Source organism: Streptomyces chromofuscus, from assembly GCF_015160875.1.
In the GTDB taxonomy this organism is placed as follows: domain Bacteria; phylum Actinomycetota; class Actinomycetes; order Streptomycetales; family Streptomycetaceae; genus Streptomyces; species Streptomyces chromofuscus.
Genome location: NZ_CP063374.1, coordinates 1,637,768 through 1,657,966, shown reverse-complemented (window position 1 = coordinate 1,657,966; position 20,199 = coordinate 1,637,768). Strand labels below are relative to the sequence as shown.

Below are 20,199 nucleotides of genomic sequence, written 5' to 3'. Positions count from 1 at the left end.
ATGGGGGGAGGGGTCACGGCGCCGAGGGCGACGTGGAGTCGAGGGAGTCCAGCGCGGCGACGGCGCGGGCGGTGATCTCCCCGGGGGTGCCGGAGACGTCGACCGCGACTCCGGCCTCGTCCGCCTGGAGCGGCTGGAGCGTGGCGAACTGCGAGTCCAGCAGCGCGGTCGGCATGAAATGGCCCTGCCGCTGCGCCATCCGGGTCTCGATGAGCTCCCGGTCGCCGGTGAGGTGCACGAACACGACACCGGGTGCGGCGGCCCTGAGCCGGTCGCGGTACGACCGCTTCAGCGCCGAGCTGCTGACCACCCCGCCCAGCCCGGTCCGCTCGTGGGCCCAGACGCCGATGGCGTCCAGCCACGGCCACCGGTCCTCGTCCTCGAGCGGGGTCCCGGCCGACATCTTGGCGATGTTGGCCGCCGGGTGGAAGTCGTCGCCCTCGGCATAAGGGACGCCCAGCCGTGCGGCGAGCAGCGGACCGATGGTGGTCTTGCCCGTGCCGGCGACGCCCATCACCACGACGACGTGGGGGGTACGCATGACTGCCTCGCTGTCTTCCTCGACATACGACGTCGCAACCGACGTCGGCCACATGAAACCCATTAGGTACGACGAATTCAAGACTCTGTGATGAATAAGTCTGACTTTTTGATCGAGTGATCCGCCCCGTACGCTGTGTGCATGAGCACGATGGGCCGGGGCCTGCACGGCCGCGTACTGGACACCCTCGGCCCCGAGATCACGGCGGGCGAGTACCCTCCGGGCAGTGTGTTGCGCACCGACGAACTGGCGCAGCGTTTCGACGTGTCGCGCTCCGTGATGCGCGAGGCGGTGCGGGTGCTGGAGTCGATGCACCTGGTCGAGTCCCGCCGCAGGGTGGGCGTCACCGTCCGCGCCAAGGCCGAGTGGAACGTCTACGACCCCCAGGTCATCCGCTGGCGGCTGACCGGCGCCGACCGGCCCCACCAGCTGCGCTCCCTCACGGTGCTGCGCTCGGCGGTCGAACCGGTCGCGGCCGGACTGGCCGCCAGGAACGCCACCGCCGAGCAGTGCGCCGAACTCACCGAGTGCGCCCTCGGCATGGTCGCCCACTCACGGGGGCACCAGCTGGAGGGCTACCTCGTCCACGACGTGGCCTTCCACCGCGTGATCCTCAACGCCTCCGGCAACGAGATGTTCGCCCGCCTCGGTGACGTCGTCGCCGAGGTGCTGGCCGGCCGCACCCATCACGACGTGATGTTCGAGGACCCCGACCCGGCCGCCGTCACCCTGCACGTCCAGGTCGCGGAGGCGGTACGGCAGGGCGACGCGGCCCGCGCCGAGGAACTGACCCGGGAGATCACGGTCGGCGCGCTGCAGGAGCTGGACATCCTCGCCCCGTAGGGCCGTCGCTCAGTCGAGGAACTCGCCGTCGACGTACACCCACGCGCCGTCGACCCGCTCGAACCGGCTGCGCTCGTGCAGCGCGCCGCCGACGAAGGACGCCCGGAACGTCACCGTCCCCGTGCTGTGGAACGCCGACCCGTCGGTCGTGCCCAGGATCTCCAGCCCCGTCCACCGCATGCCGGGGTCCAGGTCGAGCCGTGCCGGCCGGGTGCGCGGGTGCCAGGTCCGCAGCAGGTACGCCTCGTCGCGCCGGACGAAGGCGGTGTAGCGCGAGCGCATCAGCGCCTCGGCGGTCGGTGCGGCGGCCCCACCCGTGCCGGTACCCCCGGTCCAGCCCGCCCGGGACTGGGAGAGGAATCGGCCACAGCACATCTCGAATGTCTCCGCAAGACCGCACGGGCATTCCGCAGGGTGGGCCGGAGCGGAGGGGCGTGGGCGGCGGGAACCGCCGGTGCGTCGGGACATGGGCCCCATTCTGCTGCACCACGGCACGTGTGGATTGTGTGCACGACCTGTCCCGACACGCGCACGTCGTGTGCGAGTCGCGTTCCCCGCCCCTTTCTGGAAACTCCCTCGGACCAGCCGCCGATCGGCATCAGCTGATCGAACAGCCAGGCGTGCTCGATCTCCGGGACGGCGTCGGCCTCGCGCCAGACGCGCAGGACGTCTTGGTAGTCGACCTGCATGGGGGCGGTCATGATCCCGAAGCGGGGTCGGAGCGTGTGCGACACGACGGTGTCGGTCCCTTCGGGGTCAGCGACGCCGCAGTGACGGGTCGAGGAGCGCGGGGGGAGTGTCGTGCTTCTCGTGCGCGGCCAGGTCGACCCCGGGCGCGACGATCGCGTCGAGGACGTCGGGGGAGAGCACGGTGTCCGCGGCGGCGAGCTGCGCGCGCAGATGGTCCACCGTGCGGGGGCCGACGAGCGCGCTGGTCACGCCCGGGTGCGCGGTCACGAAACCGAGCGCGAGCTGGATCAGCGTCAGGCCGGCCTCGTCGGCGACCGCGGCCAGCCGCTCGACCGCGTCGAGCCTGGCCCGGTTGGCGGGGAGGGCGGTGTCGAAGCGGTCCGGCATGAACGCCGAGCGGTTGGTGGTGATCTCCCGGCCCGCGCGGACGGCGCCGGACAGCCAGCCCGAGGCCAGTGGGCTCCAGACCAGCACGCCCATTCCGTACTCCTCCGTCACGGGCAGCACATGGGCCTCGATGCCGCGCTGCAGGATCGAGTAGCTGGGCTGCTCGGTGACGTAGCGGCTCAGACGATGCTCGCGGGCGGCCCACTGCGCCTGGACGATGCGGTGGGCGGGGAAGGTCGAGGAGCCGAAGTAGCGGATCTTTCCGGCTCGTTGCAGATCGGTCAGCGCCGACAGGGTCTCCTCGTCGCTGGTGCGCGGGTCCCAGCGGTGGATCTGGTAGAGGTCGACGTGGTCGACTCCGAGGCGGCGCAGGCTGTTGTCGAGCGCGGTGACCAGCCAGCGGCGCGACGCGCCCTGGTGGTTGCGCTCCTCGCCCATCGGCATGCTCGCCTTCGTGGCCAGCACGATGTCGTCGCGGCGGCCGGCGATGGCCTTGCCGACCATCTCCTCCGACACGCCGTCGCTGTACATGTCGGCGGTGTCGACGACATTGATCCCGCCCTCCAGGGCGGCGTCGACGATGGCGGTGGCCTCGTCCTGGGTGGTGCGTCCGATCCTGCCGAAGTTCATGGCGCCGAGCGCGAGGGCGCTGGCCTGCACTCCGGTGCGGCCCAAGGTGCGGTACTGCATGACTGTGCTCCTCCGTGGCATGATGAGCGAAACGGAACGTTGTTCCGGTGAAGGTGAGAGCGACGATACGGAACGCTGTTCCGCTTTTCAAGGGGCGGCGGCGGAGGGAGCTGCGCGGTGAACGCCAGTGACGAGAGCGCGGGGCGCACGAGCGCGCCCAGGCGCAAGGACGCCCGGCGCAACAAGGAGGCCCTGCTCGACGCGGCCGCCGCGGTCTTCGTCACGTCAGGGGTGGACGCGCCGGTCCGTGACATCGCGGCCGAGGCGGGCGTCGGGCTGGGCACGATCTACCGGCACTTCCCGACGCGGGCGGACCTGATCATCGCCGTCTACCGACACCAGGTCGACGCCTGCGCCGAGGCCGGACCGGCCCTGCTGGCGAACGGCGCGACCCCGCATGCCGCGCTGGCGCAATGGATCGATCTCTTCGTCGACTTCCTGGTCACCAAACACGGCCTCGCCGCCGTGCTCCAGTCCGAGAACGCGGGCTTCGACGCGCTGCACGCCTACTTCATCGACCGCCTCGTGCCCGTGTGCACCCAACTGCTCGAAGCGGCGGCCGAGGCCGGCGAGATCCGCTCCGACCTCACGGCCTACGAGCTCATGCGCGGCGTCGGGAACCTCTGCGTCGGCGCGGACAGCGACGCCCGCTACGACGCACGCCGCCTGGTCGAACTCCTCGTCGCAGGACTACGCCGGCCGCACTGACCGAAGCGCTCTCAGACGCCGGTCGGCGGAAAGGAGGGCCGCGCCGGGATGCGCACCTCCTGCTCGGGCAACGGCGGCAGCGCGGGCTCCTCCAGCCACGCCCGGAACAGCCCGTCCAGCGGCTCGGACGCGTAGCGCGCCGCATGCGCGGTGAAGGTCGCCGTCGTCACGGAACCACCTCGGTGCGTCGCCACCCATCCCCGCAGCATCCGGAAGAAGGCCTCGTCGCCCAGCGCACACCGCACGGCGTGCACCACGAGCCCGCCCCGCTGGTACAGCCGGTCGTCGAACATCGACTTGCGCCCGGGATCGGCCAGTTTCAGGTCCTGCGGCTGCCCCGACAGCGACCGGTGGGCGGCGGCCGCGTGCGTCTGCGCGGTCGGCCCCCCGGACCGCTCCGACCACAGCCACTCGGCGTACTTCGCGAACCCCTCGTTCAGCCAGATGTGCCGCCAGTCCGCGATGGACACACTGTTGCCGAACCACTGATGCGCCAGCTCGTGAGCGATCAGCCGCTCCCAACCCCGGGCCCCGTCCACATGGTTGGCGCCGAAGAGCGACAAGCCCTGTGCCTCGACCGGCACATCGAGCTCCTCCTCCGTCACGACGACGGCGTACTCCTCGAACGGATAGGTGCCGAACAACTCCTGGAACAGCTCCATCATCGCGGGCTGCCGGGCGAAGTCCCGCGAGAACTGCGGCAGCAGAGGCGCCGGAATGTGCCCGTGCTGCGGCACACCGCCGGGACCCGGGTCGCCCAGCAGCACCGTCTGGTACTTCCCGATGGCCAGCCCCACCAGATAGCTCGACGTCGGCGCCGGCTGCTCGTACACCCAGGTGGTCGTGGAGGCCTTCGTCGTTCGCGTCAGCAGTCGCCCACCGGCGACCACCGCGTAGGCCGACGGCGTGGTGATCGAGATCTGGTACGACGCCTTGTCGGCCGGCCGGTCGTTGCACGGGTACCACGACGGCGCCCCGACCGGCTGGCTCGCCACCAGCGCCCCGTCGAGCAGCTCCTCCCAACCGAGCCCGCCCCAGGGGCTGCTGACCGGCTTGGGATTGCCCGACCAGTGCACCTCCACCGTGAACGCGGCCCCGGCCCGCACCGCCTTGCCGGGTCGCACCCGCAGCCGGCCGCCCCGGTGCGTGTAGTGCGCCGGGCGGCCCTCCACCCGCACCCGCCCGACCTTGAAGTCGGCGAGATTGAGCTGGAACTCGGCGAGCGCGGCCCGCCCGGCGATGGCGTTGATCCGGGCCGTCCCCGCCAGCCGGTTGGGCCCCGGCCGGTAGTCCAGCGCGAGTTCGTAGCGGTGCACCCGGTACCGGTGGTCACCGTTGGCCGGAAAGTACGGGTCCGGACCCGCCGCCTGCTGTACCGCCACTGCCGCGTCTGCTCCCTGCCCTGTGCTCGTCGGACGTTCCTCGTCCCCCGACGCCGCGGGCACGCCTACCGGCGCCATGCCTCGATCGGGTTGCCCAGCCACCGGGTGTCGTCGGGGACGGACTCCGCCGCCATCACGAGCGACGCCGGACCGAGCGTGGTGCGGGCGCCCACGGTGCTGCCGGGCAGGACGATTCCGCCAGGACCCAGCGTCGCGCCCTCACGGAGAACCACAGTATCCGTCCGCAAGATCCGGTCGTGGAAGAGGTGCGTCTGCAGCACACAGCCCCGGTTCACGGTCACCGCGTCCTGGAGCGTCACCAGATCCGCCTCCGGCAGCCAGTAGCTCTCCACCCAGGTGCCCCGGCCGATCCGCGCCCCGAGCCCGCGCAGCCACGCGGTCATCACCGGCGTACCCGGCACGGCACCCGCCAGCCACGGCACGCCGAGCACCTCGACGAAGGTGTCCGCCAGCTCGTTGCGCCACACGAACCCGCTCCACAGCGGGTGCTCCCCGCTGCGGTGCCGCCCCACGAGCACCCACTTGGCCACCACGGACACGGCGCCCGCGAGCACACCCGCCGCGAACAGCACGGCACCGCCCAGCAGCCAGGCCCAGCCGCCCAGCGCACACAGCGCGGCCACCGTCAGCAGGGCCAGCCCCGCCGAGCAGAACACCGGCACGATCCGGCACAGCTCCACCAGCCCGCGCGCCCACAGCAACCGGGCCGGCGGGTCGTACGTCCGGCTCTGATCGCCGCCGGCGGCGCTGCGCGGCAGCCTCACCGGCGGCAGCCCCAGATAGGAGCTGCCCTTCTTCGCCTTCTTCGGCGCGGCCGACAGCACCCCGACCAGCCCGCCGTCCGGCACGCTGCGCCCCGGCGCGGTCATCCCCGAGTTCCCGAGGAACGCCCGCCGCCCGATCTGCGCGCGCCCGATCCGCATCCACCCGCCGCCGAGTTCGTACGGCGCGGTCAGCGTGTCGTCGGCGAGGAACGCCCCCTCACCGACCGTGGTCAGGCCGGGCAGCGCGAGCACCGTCGACACCTCCGCCCCCCGCCCGATCCGCATCCCGAGCAGCCGCAGCCACACGGGCGTGACCAGCCCGGCGTACAGCGGGAACAGCGTCTCCCGGGCCCGGTCCATCAGCTGGGTCACGGTCCACGCCTGCCACCCTGCCCTGCTGTGCGTGGGATACGTCCCCTCCCGCAGCCCCAGGCTCAGCAGCCGCACTCCGAGAAGGATCAGCAGCGCGTACGCCGACCCGAAGGCGAGCGTCGCCGGCACCAGCGCCAGCGCGCCACCGGCGAGGGCCCGCGCGAGCCCGTCACCCGGGGCGACGAACAGGCCCGTCACTCCCAGCGCGGCCCCGGCACCCAGCACCGGCAGCGCCGACAGCGCGAGCCCGGAGGCCCCGTACATCACCCGCCAGAGCACACCCCGCTCCGGCCGTTCCCTCGGCCAGTTCCGCTTGGCCCTGCCGAGCTTGACCGCGGGCGCGCCGGCCCACCGCTGCCCGGTGGGAATCTGCCCGGCGACCGCCGACCCGGGCGCCACCTCGGCCCGCTTGCCGACCCGCGCCCCCGGGAAGAGCACGCTGCGTGTACCGACGACGGCATGCGCGCCGACCCTCACCGGCCCGACCTCCAGCCGGTCCCCGTCCAGCCAGTACCCGGACAGGTCCACCTCGGACTCCACGGCCGCGCCCCGCCCCAGCCTGAGCATGCCGGTGACCGGCGGCAGCGAGTGCAGATCGACGTCCTGCCCGACCCTGGCGCCCAGCGCCCGCGCGTACCGCAGCAGCCACACCCCGGTCAGCGAGGTCGCGCCGCTCGCCTCGGCCAGCCGCTCCGCCGCCCACAGCCGCAGGTGCACGCCGCCACCGCGCGGATACCGCCCCGCCCGCACACCACGCAGCAACAGCCGCGCCCCGCCGGCGGCGACGGCGAGCCGCCCCGGCGGAGTGAACAACAGCACCGCCCCGGCGCCGACGACCCACCAGGGCGCCGTCGGCAGCCGGCCGTACCCGCTCAGCACGTTCCCGCAGGCGGCCAGGACGACCGTCCAGCGCAGCCCGGTCAACGCGAACAGCGGCACGAGGGCGAGCAGCTGGATGACCTGGGCGCGCCTCGGCACCGGGGCGATCGTCCGCCGCGCCGCGTCGTCCTGCGCCGACTCCTCCAGCCGCCGCGCCAGCTTCCGCAGGGTGGGCTGCTGGTAGATGTCCAGCACGGCCGCACTCGGATAGCGGGTCCGCAGCCGCGTGGTCAGCTGAGCGGCGGCGAGGCTGCCCCCGCCGATCGTGAAGAAGTCGTCGGAGGCCGCGGTGACCGGAATGCCGAGCACCTCGGTCCACTGCTCGGCGAGCCAGGCCTCGGTGCCGTACAGCCGCTCGGCCTCGCCGCCGGTCGCGACCCCCTCCAGGGGCCAGGGCAGCGCGTTCCGGTCGACCTTGCCGGACGTCCGGGTCGGCAGCTCGGCGACCGGCGCGAGCAGCGGCACCAGCGCCGCGGGCAGTTCGGCGCGCAGCCGTTCCACCGCCGCCCTGGCGTCCCACCCGTCCTGGGTGACGACGTACCCGACGAGCAGCTGGTTGCCGCTGCGCGCGGTCCGCACGGCCGCGGCGGCGCCCGCGACACCGGGCAGCGCCTGCAACGCGGCGTCCACCTCGCCCAGCTCGATCCGCCGCCCGCCGAGCTTGATCTGCTCGTCGGCCCGCCCGAGGAAGACCAGCCCTTCCGGCTCGGCGCGCACCAGATCACCGCTGCGGTACGCCCGTTGCCACCCCAGCGACTCGAGCGGCGCGTACTTCTCCGCGTCCTTCTCGGCGTCGAGGTAGCGGGCGAGCCCCACGCCCCCGATCACCAACTGCCCGCTGCCGCCCATCGCGACGGGCTCCCCGGCCTCGTCCACGACGGCCAGCTCCCAGCCCCGCAGCGGCAGCCCGATCCGCACCGGCTCCGCACCGCTCATCAGCGACGCGCACGCCACGACGGTCGCCTCGGTCGGCCCGTACGTGTTCCAGACCTCCCGCCCCTCGGTGACCAGCCGCTGCGCCAGCTCGGGCGGGCAGGCCTCACCGCCGAAGATCAGCAGCCGTACGTCGTTGAGGGTCTCCGGCTCCCACAGCGCGGCCAGCGTCGGCACGGTCGACACGACCGTGATCTCCTGCTCGACCAGCCACGGCCCGAGGTCGGCCCCGCTGCGCACCCGCGCCCGCGGCACCGGCACCAGGCAGGCCCCGTACCGCCAGGCCAGCCACATCTCCTCGCAGGACGCGTCGAACGCGACCGACAGCCCCGCCATGACCCGGTCCCCGGGCCCGATCGGCTCCTCGGTCAGGAACAGCGCGGCCTCGGCGTCCACGAAGGCGGCCGCGCTGCGATGACTGACGGCCACGCCCTTGGGCTTCCCGGTGGACCCGGACGTGAAGATGATCCAGGCGTCGTGCTCCGCGCCGGGCCGCGCGGCCGCGACGTCCGACCGGCCGTTCACGGTCAGCCGGTGCCCGGCCCCGACGACGGCCCGTACCCCCGCCTCCCCGAACACCAACTCGGCCCGCTCGTCGGGGTCCTCGGCATCCACGGGCACATAGGCGGCCCCGGCCGCGAGCACGGCGAGGATCGCGACGTACAGGTCATTCGTCCCCGACGGCACCCGGACCCCCACCCGGTCCCCGAGCCCCACCCCGGCCGCGGCGAGCCGCCCCCGCAGCCGCTCCACCTCCACGGCGAGCGCCCGGTAGGTGAGCCGGACCGCCCCGTCGTCCAGCGCGAGTTCGTCCGGATGTGCCCGCACGGACGCCTCGAAGACGTCCACCAGCGTCCGCGGGGAGGCGGCCGGCCCGCCGGAGAAACGCGCCCTGTCACCGAACCGCTCACGGATCTCTTCGTCGAGCAGGCCGAGAGCACTGCTCTCGTCTATGGCTGCCATCGGGTCCTCGCGTCTCGTTCCCGGAACCTCCGGGGCGCTGGCGGGCCCGCAGGTCTGCCTGGGGTTGTCCGGCTCCAGCTCGGTAACAAGCCGGAAATTTTAGTACGACGGTAGGTTCGACCTTCCTTGTCGGCCACCGGGGAGAGGCCGTTCGGGCTGTGCGGCAAGGGGCGTTGGGCGGTCGTGACCTCGGGATCTCCCGGCGGGCGAGAGATGGCCCACACCCAGCCCGGGATGCTTCCGGGCAACGCAAAAGACCCCTGGTGAACAGGGGTCTCAGCTGGTGTCCGAGGGGGGACTTGAACCCCCACGCCCGATAAAGGGCACTAGCACCTCAAGCTAGCGCGTCTGCCATTCCGCCACCCGGACAAGGTGTCTGTCGCGCTGGGTTTCCCCCGCGGCGACGACGTAAACATTACCAGGCTTTCGGAGGTGGCTGATCACACCCCCGTGCGCGCCCCGGGCGCCGTGAACGCCCTGTGACGGGCCGGGAGCGGTCTTGGGGCGGGGCCGGGCTCGGGGGGAGGATGAGGGAGACCACCAGCGGCGACTGCGGAAGGAAGCGGCGTGAGCGACACGGGCACGGCCGAAGGCGTCACCGGCGAGGACGAGGTCGTCGACCTCTGCCGCGAGCTGATCCGGATCGACACCAGCAACTACGGCGACCACTCGGGGCCGGGCGAGCGCGAGGCGGCCGAGTACGTCGCCGGCAAGCTCGCCGAGGTGGGCCTCGAACCGCGGATCATCGAGTCCCACAAGGGCCGGGCCTCCACGGTGGCCCGGATCGAGGGCGAGGACCCCTCCCGGCCCGCGCTGCTCATCCACGGTCACCTCGACGTCGTACCGGCCAACGCGGCCGACTGGACCCACCACCCCTTCTCCGGCGAGATCGCGGACGGGTGCGTGTGGGGCCGGGGCGCCGTCGACATGAAGGACATGGACGCGATGACCCTCGCGGTCGTCCGCGACCGGCTGCGCGCCGGACGCAAGCCCCCGCGCGACATCGTGCTCGCCTTCCTCGCCGACGAGGAGGCCGGCGGCACCTGGGGCGCGCGATACCTGGTCGACAAGCACCCCGACCTGTTCGAGGGCGTGACCGAGGGGATCGGCGAGGTCGGCGGGTTCTCCTTCACCGTCAACGAGCAGCTGCGCCTCTACCTCGTCGAGACCGCCCAGAAGGGCATGCACTGGATGCGGCTCACCGTGGACGGCACGGCCGGTCACGGCTCGATGACCAACCACGACAACGCGATCACCGAGCTGTGCGAGGCCGTCGGGCGGCTCGGCCGGCACACCTGGCCGGTGCGGGTCACCAAGACCGTGCGGTCCTTCCTCGACGAGCTCTCCGACGCGCTCGGCGTCGAACTCGACCCGGAGAACATGGACGAGACCCTCGCCAGGCTCGGCGGCATCGCCAAGATGATCGGCGCCACCCTGCGCAACTCGGCCGCGCCCACCATGCTCGGCGCGGGTTACAAGGTCAACGTCATTCCCGGCCAGGCCACCGCGCACGTCGACGGGCGGTTCCTGCCCGGCCACGAGGAGGAGTTCCTCGCCGACCTGGACCGGCTGCTCGGCCCGCGCGTGCGGCGCGAGGACGTGCACGCCGACAAGGCGCTGGAGACCGACTTCGACGGCAAGCTCGTCGGCGCCATGCAGAGCGCGCTCAGCGCCGAGGACCCGATCGCGCGGGCCGTGCCCTACATGCTCTCCGGCGGCACCGACGCCAAGTCCTTCGACGACCTCGGCATCCGCTGCTTCGGCTTCGCGCCGCTGAAGCTGCCGCCGGAGCTGGACTTCGCCGGGATGTTCCACGGCGTCGACGAACGCGTGCCCGTGGACGGGCTGAAGTTCGGCGTGCGGGTGCTCGACCGGTTCATCGATGCGTCCTGAATTGGCCCACTGAAACGACACTTCAGTATTCGCCCGTGTGTACCCGGCATGACCGTGGGGGGTGAATGCGCTCATCAGGTCGTAGCCCTATTAGTTCCTCCTCGTTACTGGTGATGCGATCAGCTACTTGTGATCGCATTGCCAACAAGGAGGAATAATGATCAAGAAGATCGTCGCCGCTGCGGCTGCCACCGGTGGCCTCGTTCTCGCGGGCGCGGGCCTCGCCGTCGCCGACTCCGGCGCCCAGGGTGCCGCCGTGGGTTCCCCGGGCGTCGTGTCCGGCAACGTGATTCAGGTTCCGGTGCACGTCCCCGTGAACGTCTGCGGCAACACGATCTCGGTGATCGGGCTGCTGAACCCCGCCTTCGGCAACACCTGCATCAACAAGTGACGCTGCCCTTCTGAGGTTCGTCCACGCCGTCGGTCCCGGAGCGCACGCCATGCGCCCCGGGACCGACCGGTCTTTTCACGTAGGTCAAGAGGGGGAAGGCAGGAATTCAGCAATGCGACAGGGCACCCGCAAGGGACTGATGACCGTGGCGGCGGCGACCGGCGTGATCGCCGCAGCGAGCGGCCACGCCCACGCCGACTCGGGCGCGAGCGGCTCCGCTTCGAACTCGCCGGGCGTGCTGTCCGGCAACACGGTGCAGGCCCCGGTGCACGTGCCGGTCAACTTCTGCGGCAACACCGTGAGCGTCGTCGGCATCCTGAACCCGGCGAACGGCAACGCGTGCGCCAACCAGGGCGGGGGCGACGGCTCGCCGGGCGGCCACGACGACGGGTACGGCGACTCGGGCAACCACGGCGGCTCCGGCGGCGGGGCGCACGCGGACGGGCACGCCGACGGCTCGCCCGGCGTCGGCTCCGGCAACCACGTCCAGGCGCCGGTCCACGTGCCGGTCAACGTCTGCGGCAACAGCGTCAACGTCATCGGCGTCGGCAACGCGGCCGTCGGCGGCGACTGCGTGAACGGCGGTGGCGCCGGCGACGGTCACACCACGCCGCCGGGGGGAGGCGGCGGTACGACCCCGCCGGGGACGCCGGGGACGCCGGGGACGCCGGGGACGCCGGGGACGCCGGGCAACCCGGGTGAGCCGGGCCGGCCCGGGCAGCCGGGGACGCCGGGCGACCGCGACGTCGACTCCGGCTCCGGCTCCCGGGACGACGGCGGCACCGGCACCGGGGACGACAACGGCTCCCGCGGCGGCGACCGCCCCGGCGCCGCGGCCGTCACCCAGCTCGGCGACGGCTCCGAGCTCGCCCGGACCGGCAGCGGCCTGCCAGTGGGCGCGGCCGCGTCGCTGGGCGCGGGGGCGCTGCTGGCGGGCGCCGTGCTCTACCGCAGGGCGCGCTCCTCGGCGGCGTAGCGACGTCCGGCGGCACCGCACCCGCCACCGGACGAACGGATCGGGCCCCGCATCCGGCGGGGCCCGCTCCGCTTCCGTTTCCGCCGCATCAGCTCACCACGTGGCCCGCACCTGGCGGATGATCCTGCGGCGCAGCCGCACCCTGCGGCTGCCGTCGCGCAGCAGGCTGAGGCGGTGCAACTCCCAGTGTCCGTACTCGGCATGGTCGGTCAGCAGGCGCGTGGCGTCCTTGCGGGAGACCCCGCGCGGTACGTACACGTCGACAAATTCGTATTCCGGCATCGCATCTATTGTGCGGGCAACGGCCCAGTACGGATAGCGTCTGCTCTATGTCTGATGCTGCGCAGCCCACCGCTGCCGAGGTACGTGCCGCCGTCGAGGCGGTCAAGACCGCGCTCGACCGTCATCTCGCGGCGGTCGAACGCAGGTCGGGTGAGGACGACCCGGCCGTCTACGAGGCGTTCAACCAGCTGGCGGCGGCCGCAGAGGCGTACGACGAGCTGCTCTACGACCGTTACGACGAGGTCACGCCCTTCGAGATCCCCGGCGCGGAGGACACGCTGCCGCCGTACACGGGGCCCGAGGAACCGAACGCCCTGAGTGTGCTGATCCGCCGCGACTACGCGGTGGCGGAGCCACAGCGACTGCTGGCGCAGGCCCAGCGGATCGAGGCGGCCGACGAGGACAGTACGGGCGCGGAGGCCGCGAGCACGATCCACGGGGCTCTGGGCATCCTGTTCGGGGAGTTCGAAGCCGACGAGATCGCTTCCCGGCACAAGGAGTTCGGCCTGGAGGAGGGCGACTCCACGCTGTGGGTCACGGCCGCGGAGGAACCCGCCGACCCCGGTGAGTGGCTGGAGGCGCCGTTCGAGGCCGTCGACCCGCAGACGGTGGTGTGCCGCTTCGACGTCAGCGCCGTCTTCGACGACGACGAGCCGGACGACGAGGACGAGCCGGACGATCTCGAGGACGACCTGGACCTGGACGAGGACGAGGATCTGGAACCCCTGGAGGCGGACCGCCGCTGACCAGGCACCCGGTGAACGAGGGGCGGCGGCCCCGGGGACTTCCCCGGGGCCGCCGCCTTCTGTCTCGGCCCGTCTTCGTCAGCCCGCCGCGGGCACCTGTGCCTCCAGCAGCACCGACAGGCGCGTCGTCCGGGGCTTCGCCGTGACCTCCGCGACCGCCCTCGGCAGGGCCTGCTCCACGCCGTGGACCACCGACAGGTGGCGTTCCGCGCGGCTGAACGCCGTGTACACCCAGGGCCGGCTGAGGGTCTGGGCGGCGTCGCCGGGCAGCACGGCGACCACCGCGGGCCAGCGGGTGCCCACCGCCTGGTGCGCGGTCAGGGCCCAGCCGTGGCGGACGGACTGCTCCACCCGCTCCTTCGGCACGATGACGGCGTCCCCGGCGCACGACAGGCGCAGCCCCTCGGCGTCGGCCCCGACCACCCGTCCCGGCAGTATCCGTCCCGGCACGGGGGAGTAGGCGACGCGGTCGCCGGGGTCGAAGCCGCCGAAGCGTCCCGGGCCGGGGTTGAGCCGCTCCTTCAGCGCGGCGTTCAGCGCCCGCGTCCCCGCCGCGCCGCCGTGCCCCGGCGTGATGACCACCGTTTCCTCCGGCGGCACGCCGATGGCCCGCGGCACCGAGTCGGCGACGAGCTGGACGGTCCGGTGCACCGCCTCGCCCGCGTCCCGCACCGGCACGATCACGACCTCCTTGCCGGGCGCCTCGACCTGGAGCAGCTCGCCGGCGCCGATTCCGGACACCAGCTCGCCCAGCGGGCCGGGGTCCGGTCGCCGCGACGCGACGTGGGGGCACCTGCGCACCGCCAGCAGGTCCGCGAAGACCCGCCCGGGACCGATGGACCACAGCACTGCCGGGTCCCCGGCCAGCACCAGCCGCGCCCCGTCCGGCAGCGACTCCACGAGCAGCGCGGCCGTCTCGACGTCGAGCTGAGGCGCGTCGAGCACGACGAGCAGATCGAGGTCGAGCGCCCCGTCGGCGTCCCGCCCCGGCCCGTCCGCCCCGCCCAGCAGCCCGGCGACCGTGACCACCCCGGCCGCCGCCCCGGCTGCCGTCGCCATCCCGATCTCCGGCCCGGGTGCCGCAGCCGCCGTGGCCTCGCCCCCGGCTGCCGTGGGCATCCCGGCCTCCGACCCGGCGACCGTCCCGGCCCCCGCCTCCGGCCCGCCCACGAGGGTCGCGAACCGCCCCCGCCCGACGGGACTGTGCGCGGCGGCCCAGACCCGCAGCCCAAGGCCCCGCGCGGCGCGCACCAGTTCGGCCGCCTCGGACCGGGACGCCTCGCCGCCGGTGTGCAGCACCAGCCCGTACCCGGCGACCGCCCGGATCAGCTCGCGGGCCGCTCCCCGGGCGCCGTCGGCCGCCCGTTCCCAGGCCTCGCCCCGACCGTCCTCCTTCGGCACGGAGTTGATCAACCGGGCCAGACCGTCGGCGAGGCTCTCCTCGGCGAGGGCGTACCGTTCCAGCCCGACGAGGACCCGGACAGGACGCTCCTCGCCTTGGCCCTCCTCCTCGTCCTCTTCGGCGGCGCCCTCCTCCAGCACGTCCTGGAAGGCCAGCGCGTCCCCCTCGGTGAGCGCACCCTGCACGGCGCCGTCCGGATCCGGCACCCCTCGCTGCGCCAGCGCGGCGGTCAGCGCGGGCATCTCCAGCGCGGTGTGCCCGGCGAGCGCCGCCTGCTCCAGGAGCCACACGGTGATCGCGCGACCCCGTCGTTCGTCGTCGGGTCCGCACTCCGGCCCCAGCAGGGCCCGCGCGAAACCGTCGGCCTGCTCCGGCCGCACCCCGCCGACCCGCAGCAGCTGCCAGGGGTCGGCCCGGAGCAGCTCGTCCGCCCCCTCGCCCAGCACCGCCGCGACCTGCTCGGCGAACGCCTCGGGGGCACCCCCCTCGCCCAGCACCCGCCGCGCGCCCTCCACGACCTCGGGCGCGGGCGCGCCGACCGTCACCGGCACCACCGGCTGCGTCCGCCGCACCGGCTCCGGAGCCTGCCGACGAGGCGGCGGCTCCTCGAACACGGTCGCGGGCGGCTTCTCCCCGCTCTCGACCGCACGCACGGCCGCGAGCAGTTCGGCGGCCTTCCCGCTGAGCTTCGCCCCGGCCCGGACGGGCCCCTGCCGCTCCGCCTTGCGGCGCTCGATCCGCTCCCGCTCCAGTCGCTGGGCCGCCAGCTCGGCCTCCGCCTCGGACAGCTCGCCCCTCGCGGAACCCGCCACGTCCGCCGGCTCATCGGCCCCGGCCTCCGGAGCCCCACCTCGCCCGGCGTCCGCGGCCTCGGGCTCCGGCCCCCCACCGTTTCCGGCGTCCGCGGCCCCGGCCCCCGGCCCCTGACCACCCTCCGTCCCCGCAGCCCCGGTCTCCGCAGCCCCGGTCTCCGCAGCCCCGGTCTCCGTGGCGTCCGGCTTCCTCGGCTCGGCGTCCTCGGTGGTCTCCGGCTCCGTGCTCACAGCGTGCTCCAGTCGTGATCGGGATAGCGGTGCACGGGCGCCGACACATCGTCGAGCGCCCTGCAGATCTCGACAGGAAGACTAAGCGCCTCCACTGACAACGCCGCCGTGAGCTGCTGCGCCGTACGCGCGCCCACGATCGGCGCGACCACCCCGGGCCGGTCCCGCACCCACGCGAGAGCCACCTGGAGCGGGGTGACCGCCAGCCCGTCCGCCGCCGTCGTCACGGCGTCCACGACGCGGCCGGCGGTGTCGTCGAGGTACGGCTCCACGAAGGGCGCCAGATGCTCCGAGGCCCCCCGCGAGTCCGGCGGCAGGGCGTTGCCCCGGTACTTCCCGGTCAGCACACCCCGCCCCAGCGGCGACGACGGCAGCAGCCCGAGGCCCAGGTCCAGCGCGGCCGGCAGCACCTCCCGCTCGACGCCGCGCTGGAGCAGCGAGTACTCCATCTGCGTGCTCGCCAGCCGGGTCCGCACCCCCGGCGCCGCCAGCTGCCAGGTCGCCGCCTTCGCCAGCTGCCAGCCGCAGAAGTTCGAGACCCCGGCGTACCGCGCCCGCCCGCTGCTGACCGCCAGGTCCAGCGCATGGAGGGTCTCCTCCAGCGGGGTGTCCGGGTCGAAGGCGTGGATGTGCCAGACGTCGACGTAGTCCGTGCCGAGCCGGGCGAGCGAGGCGTCCAGCGCGGCCAGCAGATGCCCCCGCGAGCCGTCGAACCGCCGGTCCGGGTCCGGCACGCTCCCCGCCTTGGTCGACAGCACCAGGTCACGACGCGGCACGAGCCCTTCCATCAGCCGCCCGAGCAGGTACTCGGACTCGCCGTTCCCGTAGACGTCCGCCGTGTCGACGAGGGTCCCGCCCGCTTCCCAGAACGTCTTCAGCAGGTCCGCGGCATCATGCTCGTCGGTGTCCCGCCCCCAGGTCAGGGTGCCGAGTCCGATCCGGGACACACGCAGGCCGGTACGGCCGAGATGCCTCTGCTCCATGACCGCCGAGATTACTGGCCAGAACTGGTGCCGTGGGTTGCCTGTGGACAACCGGTTTCCCCGAGCCGGGCGGCGAGTTCCCGGCCGGCCGACCCGTGGCCTGGGCGATCCACCACCCCCACGCTAGTGTCGACGCCACAACGACGTTACTGATCAGTAAGGGGAAGGCCATGCAGCTCGGGATCAACCTCGGCTACTGGGGCGCCGGAATGGACGCGGACAACCTCGCCGTCGCCCAGGAGGCCGACCGCCTCGGGTACGCCGTCTGCTGGGCCGCCGAGGCGTACGGCTCCGACGCCGCCACCGTGCTCAGCTGGGTCGCCGCCCAGACGGAACGCATCGACGTCGGCTCGGCCATCTTCCAGATCCCGGCGCGCCAGCCCGCGATGACCGCGATGACCGCCGCGACCCTGGACTCCCTGTCCGGCGGCCGGTTCCGCCTGGGCCTCGGAGTCTCCGGCCCGCAGGTCTCCGAGGGCTGGTACGGCGTCAAGTTCGACAAGCCGCTGGCCCGCACGCGTGAGTACGTCGAGATCGTCCGCAGGGCCATGACCCGCGAGCGCCTCACCTACGACGGCGAGCACTGGACGCTTCCCCTGCCCGGCGGCCCCGGCAAGCCGATCAAGCTCACCGTGCACCCGCAGCGCGAGCACATCCCGCTGTACATCGCCGCGATCGGCCCCAAGAACCTCGAACAGACCGGCGAGATCGCCGAGGGCGCCCTGCTGATCTTCCCGTCCGCCGACCACCTGGAGGACACCACGATCAGGCACCTGCGCGCGGGCCGCGAGAAGGCCGGCAAGACCATGGACGGCTTCGACGTCTGCCCCACCCTGCCCCTCGCCGTCGGCGACGACAAGGACGTGACCGCGCTCGCCGACACCTTCCGCCCCTACACCGCCCTGTACGTCGGCGGCATGGGCAGCCCCAAGCAGAACTTCTACAACCAGCTCGCCCGGCGCATGGGCTACGAGAAGGAGGCCGCCGAGATCCAGGAGAAGTACCTCTCCGGCGACAAGCACGGAGCCGCGGCCGCCGTACCGCACGAACTGATCGACCGGACGACGCTGCTCGGCTCCGTGGAGCGCATCGCCGACCGCATGAAGGCTTACGCCCAGGCCGGGGTCACGACGTTGTCGCTGGCGCCCGCCGGCTTCACGCTGGAGGAGCGGCTCACCTCGCTGCGGGCGGGTGCCGAGGCACTGGAGCGGTCCGGGCTCGCGTAACGCGTCGTACGCCGGCGAGGAGGTCTCCACGGCCGTGGTGGGGGCTCGGGGGTCTTCCCCGCCACGGCCGTCACCGGGAACAACGCGCCGACCCGCGCGCGGTTACGCATCCGACGCGCCCCCGTCGGTCCACCTTTCGGTGGAGTTGTCCGGCAGAACGGTTGCCGTGGGTCAGCGCGAGCATTTGACTCGTTCTTTGCGGAATCCTGCAGAGAGGTGCATCTCAGATGCTTTCGGCCAAGAGTCTGTTCCAGGAGATCCTCGACAACGACCGCTCGTTCCGGCTGTTCTGCTCCATCGCGGCCAGCGGTGAGGCGCAGGGCGGCTGGGAGAACGCCCGTATCGCCGCGCTCGTGCCCGCGAGCGAGCGCGACCTCGCCCCGAAGATCACCCGCCACGGGGCGGACGAGGACAAGCACGGGCGGATCTTCAACGCGCTGCTGAAGAAGCGCGGCCTCGAACCCGTCGAGGTCCCGCCGGAGACCGACTACACGATGCTGCTGGAGAAGCAGGGGATCGGGCTTCCCCACGCGAAGCTCCAGGCGGACCAGCCGCTCACCGTGCAGGACATCATCACCTACCTCGCCCACAGCCGTGTCACCGAGCAGCGCGCCGCCGAACAGATGCTGATGCTGAAGAAGTACTTCGCGGACCACCCGGACATCGGCAGGGCGGTCCGGATGATCTCCCAGGACGAGGACAACCACCTGGCGTACACGCACGAGGAACTGCTGCGCCTCGCCTCCGCCGGACACGGGCACTCCATCCGGCGCACCCTGCGCGAGACCGCCCTCGCCGAGATCCGCGTCTACCGCGACGTCAGCCTCGCGGTCATGGCCCGCATGGGCCGCGTCCTCGGCTGGTCCCGCCCGAAGGCCGCGGTGCTCGCGTTCGGCATCCACGCCGTGTACGGGTACGAGCGGCTGGGCGGCTGGCGGCGCATGGTCACCCTGAGGATGCCCGAACGCCGAGACGCCCTCGGCAGCGCGGCCGCCGCCCCCGAGTTCGCCTGACCGGCGGGACCCTCACATCCAGCCTCGCCCTTTGAAGGTCCGGTAGAGCAGGAGCACCAGGGCGGCCATGAGCGCGACCACCGCCGGATAGGCCCACACCCAGCGCAGCTCGGGCATGTGGTCGAAGTTCATGCCGTAGATCCCGGCGATCATCGTCGGTACCGCGGCCATGGCCGCCCACGCGGAGATCTTCCGCATGTCGTCGTTCTGCCGGACGCTCATCTGCGCCAGATGCGCCGACAGGACGTCCGACACCAGCCGGTCCAGGGCCTCCACCAACTCGTTCACCCGCGTCAGGTGGTCGTTGACGTCGCGGAAGAACGGGCGCGCCTTCTCGTTCACGAAGGGCACGGCGGCGCCGTACGTGCCCATGCCCGCCAGCCGGGTCAGCGGCATGCTCAGCGGTCCGGTGGCCCGGCGGAACTCCATGATCTGCCGCTTGAAGCCGTAGACGCGGGACGCGGAGTGCCGTGAGCCGCCACGGTCCGGCGAGAAGACCTCCGCCTCCAGCTCCTCCAGGTCGGTCTGCAACTCGCCCGCCACGTCCAGGTAGTGGTCCACGGTGGCGTCGGCGATCGCGTACAGCACGGAGGTGGGGCCCTTGCCGAGCAGCTCCGGCTCCCGTTCCAGCCGTTCGCGCACGGCGGCCAGTGGAAAGCCCACGCCGTGCCGGACGGTCACCACGAACGAGTCACCGAGGAAGATCATGACCTCGCCGGTCGAGACGACGTCGCTCTCCGGCTCGTACCCGACCGGCTTCAGGACCATGAACAGCGAGTCGTCGTACACCTCCAGCTTGGGCCGCTGGTGCGCCTTCAGGGCGTCCTCCACGGCCAGCGGATGCAGCGCGAACTCCTGGGTGACGTGCTCGAACTCCTTCTCGCCGGGCTCGTGCAGCCCGATCCACACGAACCCGCCGACCGAGCGCGCCTCGGCCAGGGCGTCCGAGAAGTCCTCGGGGCCCTTCGTCCGGTGTCCGTCACGGTAGATGGCACAGTCGACGATCACAGAGCGTGTTCTCCTCTCACCGCCACACCTTCCTTTTCCGGAGCTGCGCCTACCCTGGGCCGC

The 20,199-nt window shown here is 72.8% G+C and carries 17 protein-coding genes and 1 tRNA gene; 8 read left to right on the top strand and 10 right to left on the bottom strand.

Annotated elements, in window-relative coordinates:
• Window positions 1-13 precede the first annotated feature (13 nt).
• Window positions 14-541 (bottom strand): gluconokinase, encoded by a 528-nt coding sequence (locus tag IPT68_RS07495; protein ID WP_189699476.1) that lies wholly within the window; start codon window positions 539-541, stop codon window positions 14-16.
• 141 nt (window positions 542-682) lie between these two features.
• On the opposite strand from IPT68_RS07495, the gene IPT68_RS07490 reads away from it, so the two are divergent.
• The gene (locus tag IPT68_RS07490; RefSeq protein ID WP_189699475.1) at window positions 683-1,384 is read left to right on the top strand and encodes a FadR/GntR family transcriptional regulator; all 702 of its coding nucleotides are present in this window, start codon (window positions 683-685) and stop codon (window positions 1,382-1,384) included.
• Between the two features lie 9 nt (window positions 1,385-1,393).
• On the opposite strand, the gene IPT68_RS07485 is transcribed toward IPT68_RS07490, so the two are convergent.
• Together IPT68_RS07485 and IPT68_RS07480 are read right to left on the bottom strand one after the other, a co-directional pair.
• The gene (locus IPT68_RS07485) at window positions 1,394-1,852 is read right to left on the bottom strand and encodes a YchJ family protein (protein ID WP_373300645.1); all 459 of its coding nucleotides are present in this window, start codon (window positions 1,850-1,852) and stop codon (window positions 1,394-1,396) included.
• Window positions 1,853-2,140: 288 nt separating this feature from the next.
• On the bottom strand, window positions 2,141-3,151 hold the full coding sequence (locus tag IPT68_RS07480; protein ID WP_189699473.1) for an aldo/keto reductase: 1,011 nt from the start codon (window positions 3,149-3,151) through the stop codon (window positions 2,141-2,143).
• A 117-nt stretch (window positions 3,152-3,268) separates the two neighbouring features.
• Between IPT68_RS07480 and IPT68_RS07475 the strand changes: the two genes are divergently transcribed.
• Window positions 3,269-3,859 carry a TetR/AcrR family transcriptional regulator gene (locus IPT68_RS07475; RefSeq protein WP_189699472.1) on the top strand — a complete coding sequence of 197 codons (591 nt, stop codon included), beginning with the start codon at window positions 3,269-3,271 and terminating at the stop codon, window positions 3,857-3,859.
• An 11-nt stretch (window positions 3,860-3,870) separates the two neighbouring features.
• Here the strand turns inward: IPT68_RS07475 and IPT68_RS07470 are convergent, their stop codons facing one another.
• From IPT68_RS07470 to IPT68_RS07460, 3 genes are all read right to left on the bottom strand, one after another.
• A complete protein-coding gene (locus IPT68_RS07470; RefSeq protein WP_189699471.1) occupies window positions 3,871-5,241 on the bottom strand; it encodes a M1 family metallopeptidase in 1,371 nt (456 codons plus the stop codon).
• A gap of 65 nt (window positions 5,242-5,306) precedes the next feature.
• Complete coding sequence (locus tag IPT68_RS07465) at window positions 5,307-9,173, bottom strand: Pls/PosA family non-ribosomal peptide synthetase (protein WP_189699470.1); 3,867 nt, start codon at window positions 9,171-9,173, stop codon at window positions 5,307-5,309.
• 281 nt (window positions 9,174-9,454) lie between these two features.
• A tRNA-Leu gene (locus IPT68_RS07460) sits at window positions 9,455-9,542 on the bottom strand.
• A gap of 198 nt (window positions 9,543-9,740) precedes the next feature.
• Here IPT68_RS07460 and IPT68_RS07455 point away from each other — a divergent pair.
• The 3 genes from IPT68_RS07455 (at window position 9,741) to IPT68_RS34785 (ending at window position 12,433) form a co-directional block, all read left to right on the top strand.
• Window positions 9,741-11,066 carry a M20/M25/M40 family metallo-hydrolase gene (locus IPT68_RS07455; RefSeq protein WP_189699469.1) on the top strand — a complete coding sequence of 442 codons (1,326 nt, stop codon included), beginning with the start codon at window positions 9,741-9,743 and terminating at the stop codon, window positions 11,064-11,066.
• A 157-nt stretch (window positions 11,067-11,223) separates the two neighbouring features.
• Window positions 11,224-11,457 carry a chaplin ChpH gene (chpH, locus tag IPT68_RS07450; protein WP_189699468.1) on the top strand — a complete coding sequence of 78 codons (234 nt, stop codon included), beginning with the start codon at window positions 11,224-11,226 and terminating at the stop codon, window positions 11,455-11,457.
• Between the two features lie 112 nt (window positions 11,458-11,569).
• A complete protein-coding gene (locus IPT68_RS34785) occupies window positions 11,570-12,433 on the top strand; it encodes a chaplin (RefSeq protein ID WP_189699467.1) in 864 nt (287 codons plus the stop codon).
• Window positions 12,434-12,526: 93 nt separating this feature from the next.
• Here IPT68_RS34785 and IPT68_RS07440 read toward each other — a convergent pair whose 3' ends face one another.
• A complete protein-coding gene (locus IPT68_RS07440) occupies window positions 12,527-12,715 on the bottom strand; it encodes a DUF5703 family protein (protein WP_043499282.1) in 189 nt (62 codons plus the stop codon).
• Window positions 12,716-12,762: 47 nt separating this feature from the next.
• On the opposite strand from IPT68_RS07440, the gene IPT68_RS07435 reads away from it, so the two are divergent.
• Complete coding sequence (locus IPT68_RS07435) at window positions 12,763-13,461, top strand: hypothetical protein (protein ID WP_194074058.1); 699 nt, start codon at window positions 12,763-12,765, stop codon at window positions 13,459-13,461.
• A gap of 78 nt (window positions 13,462-13,539) precedes the next feature.
• Here the strand turns inward: IPT68_RS07435 and IPT68_RS07430 are convergent, their stop codons facing one another.
• Both IPT68_RS07430 and IPT68_RS07425 read right to left on the bottom strand, forming a co-directional pair.
• Window positions 13,540-15,906, bottom strand: a complete 2,367-nt coding sequence (locus IPT68_RS07430; protein ID WP_189699465.1) for a helix-hairpin-helix domain-containing protein — start codon at window positions 15,904-15,906, stop codon at window positions 13,540-13,542.
• Window positions 15,903-16,889 (bottom strand): aldo/keto reductase, encoded by a 987-nt coding sequence (locus tag IPT68_RS07425; protein ID WP_189699464.1) that lies wholly within the window; start codon window positions 16,887-16,889, stop codon window positions 15,903-15,905. Before IPT68_RS07425 ends, IPT68_RS07430 begins: the two co-directional genes overlap by 4 nt.
• 170 nt (window positions 16,890-17,059) lie before the next feature.
• Here IPT68_RS07425 and IPT68_RS07420 point away from each other — a divergent pair, with 170 nt between their 5' ends.
• Both IPT68_RS07420 and IPT68_RS07415 read left to right on the top strand, forming a co-directional pair.
• Window positions 17,060-18,115 (top strand): LLM class F420-dependent oxidoreductase, encoded by a 1,056-nt coding sequence (locus tag IPT68_RS07420; protein WP_189699463.1) that lies wholly within the window; start codon window positions 17,060-17,062, stop codon window positions 18,113-18,115.
• Between the two features lie 227 nt (window positions 18,116-18,342).
• Window positions 18,343-19,128: a ferritin family protein gene (locus IPT68_RS07415; RefSeq protein ID WP_189699462.1), complete on the top strand. Its 786-nt coding sequence runs from the start codon at window positions 18,343-18,345 to the stop codon at window positions 19,126-19,128.
• Window positions 19,129-19,140: 12 nt separating this feature from the next.
• Here the strand turns inward: IPT68_RS07415 and corA are convergent, their stop codons facing one another.
• Window positions 19,141-20,136, bottom strand: a complete 996-nt coding sequence (gene corA / locus IPT68_RS07410; RefSeq protein WP_189699461.1) for a magnesium/cobalt transporter CorA — start codon at window positions 20,134-20,136, stop codon at window positions 19,141-19,143.
• Between the last annotated feature and the right edge of the window lie 63 nt (window positions 20,137-20,199).

Coding starts and splice junctions, on each gene's coding strand:
- IPT68_RS07495 (WP_189699476.1), bottom strand. CDS start 541: ATGCGTACCCCCCACGTCGTCGTGGTGATGGGCGTCGCCGGCACGGGC.
- IPT68_RS07480 (WP_189699473.1), bottom strand. CDS start 3,151: ATGCAGTACCGCACCTTGGGCCGCACCGGAGTGCAGGCCAGCGCCCTC.
- chpH (WP_189699468.1), top strand. CDS start 11,224: ATGATCAAGAAGATCGTCGCCGCTGCGGCTGCCACCGGTGGCCTCGTT.
- IPT68_RS07465 (WP_189699470.1), bottom strand. CDS start 9,173: ATGGCAGCCATAGACGAGAGCAGTGCTCTCGGCCTGCTCGACGAAGAG.
- IPT68_RS07490 (WP_189699475.1), top strand. CDS start 683: ATGAGCACGATGGGCCGGGGCCTGCACGGCCGCGTACTGGACACCCTC.
- IPT68_RS07415 (WP_189699462.1), top strand. CDS start 18,343: ATGCTTTCGGCCAAGAGTCTGTTCCAGGAGATCCTCGACAACGACCGC.
- IPT68_RS07425 (WP_189699464.1), bottom strand. CDS start 16,889: ATGGAGCAGAGGCATCTCGGCCGTACCGGCCTGCGTGTGTCCCGGATC.
- IPT68_RS07420 (WP_189699463.1), top strand. CDS start 17,060: ATGCAGCTCGGGATCAACCTCGGCTACTGGGGCGCCGGAATGGACGCG.
- IPT68_RS07440 (WP_043499282.1), bottom strand. CDS start 12,715: ATGCCGGAATACGAATTTGTCGACGTGTACGTACCGCGCGGGGTCTCC.
- IPT68_RS34785 (WP_189699467.1), top strand. CDS start 11,570: ATGCGACAGGGCACCCGCAAGGGACTGATGACCGTGGCGGCGGCGACC.
- IPT68_RS07435 (WP_194074058.1), top strand. CDS start 12,763: ATGTCTGATGCTGCGCAGCCCACCGCTGCCGAGGTACGTGCCGCCGTC.
- IPT68_RS07485 (WP_373300645.1), bottom strand. CDS start 1,852: ATGTCCCGACGCACCGGCGGTTCCCGCCGCCCACGCCCCTCCGCTCCG.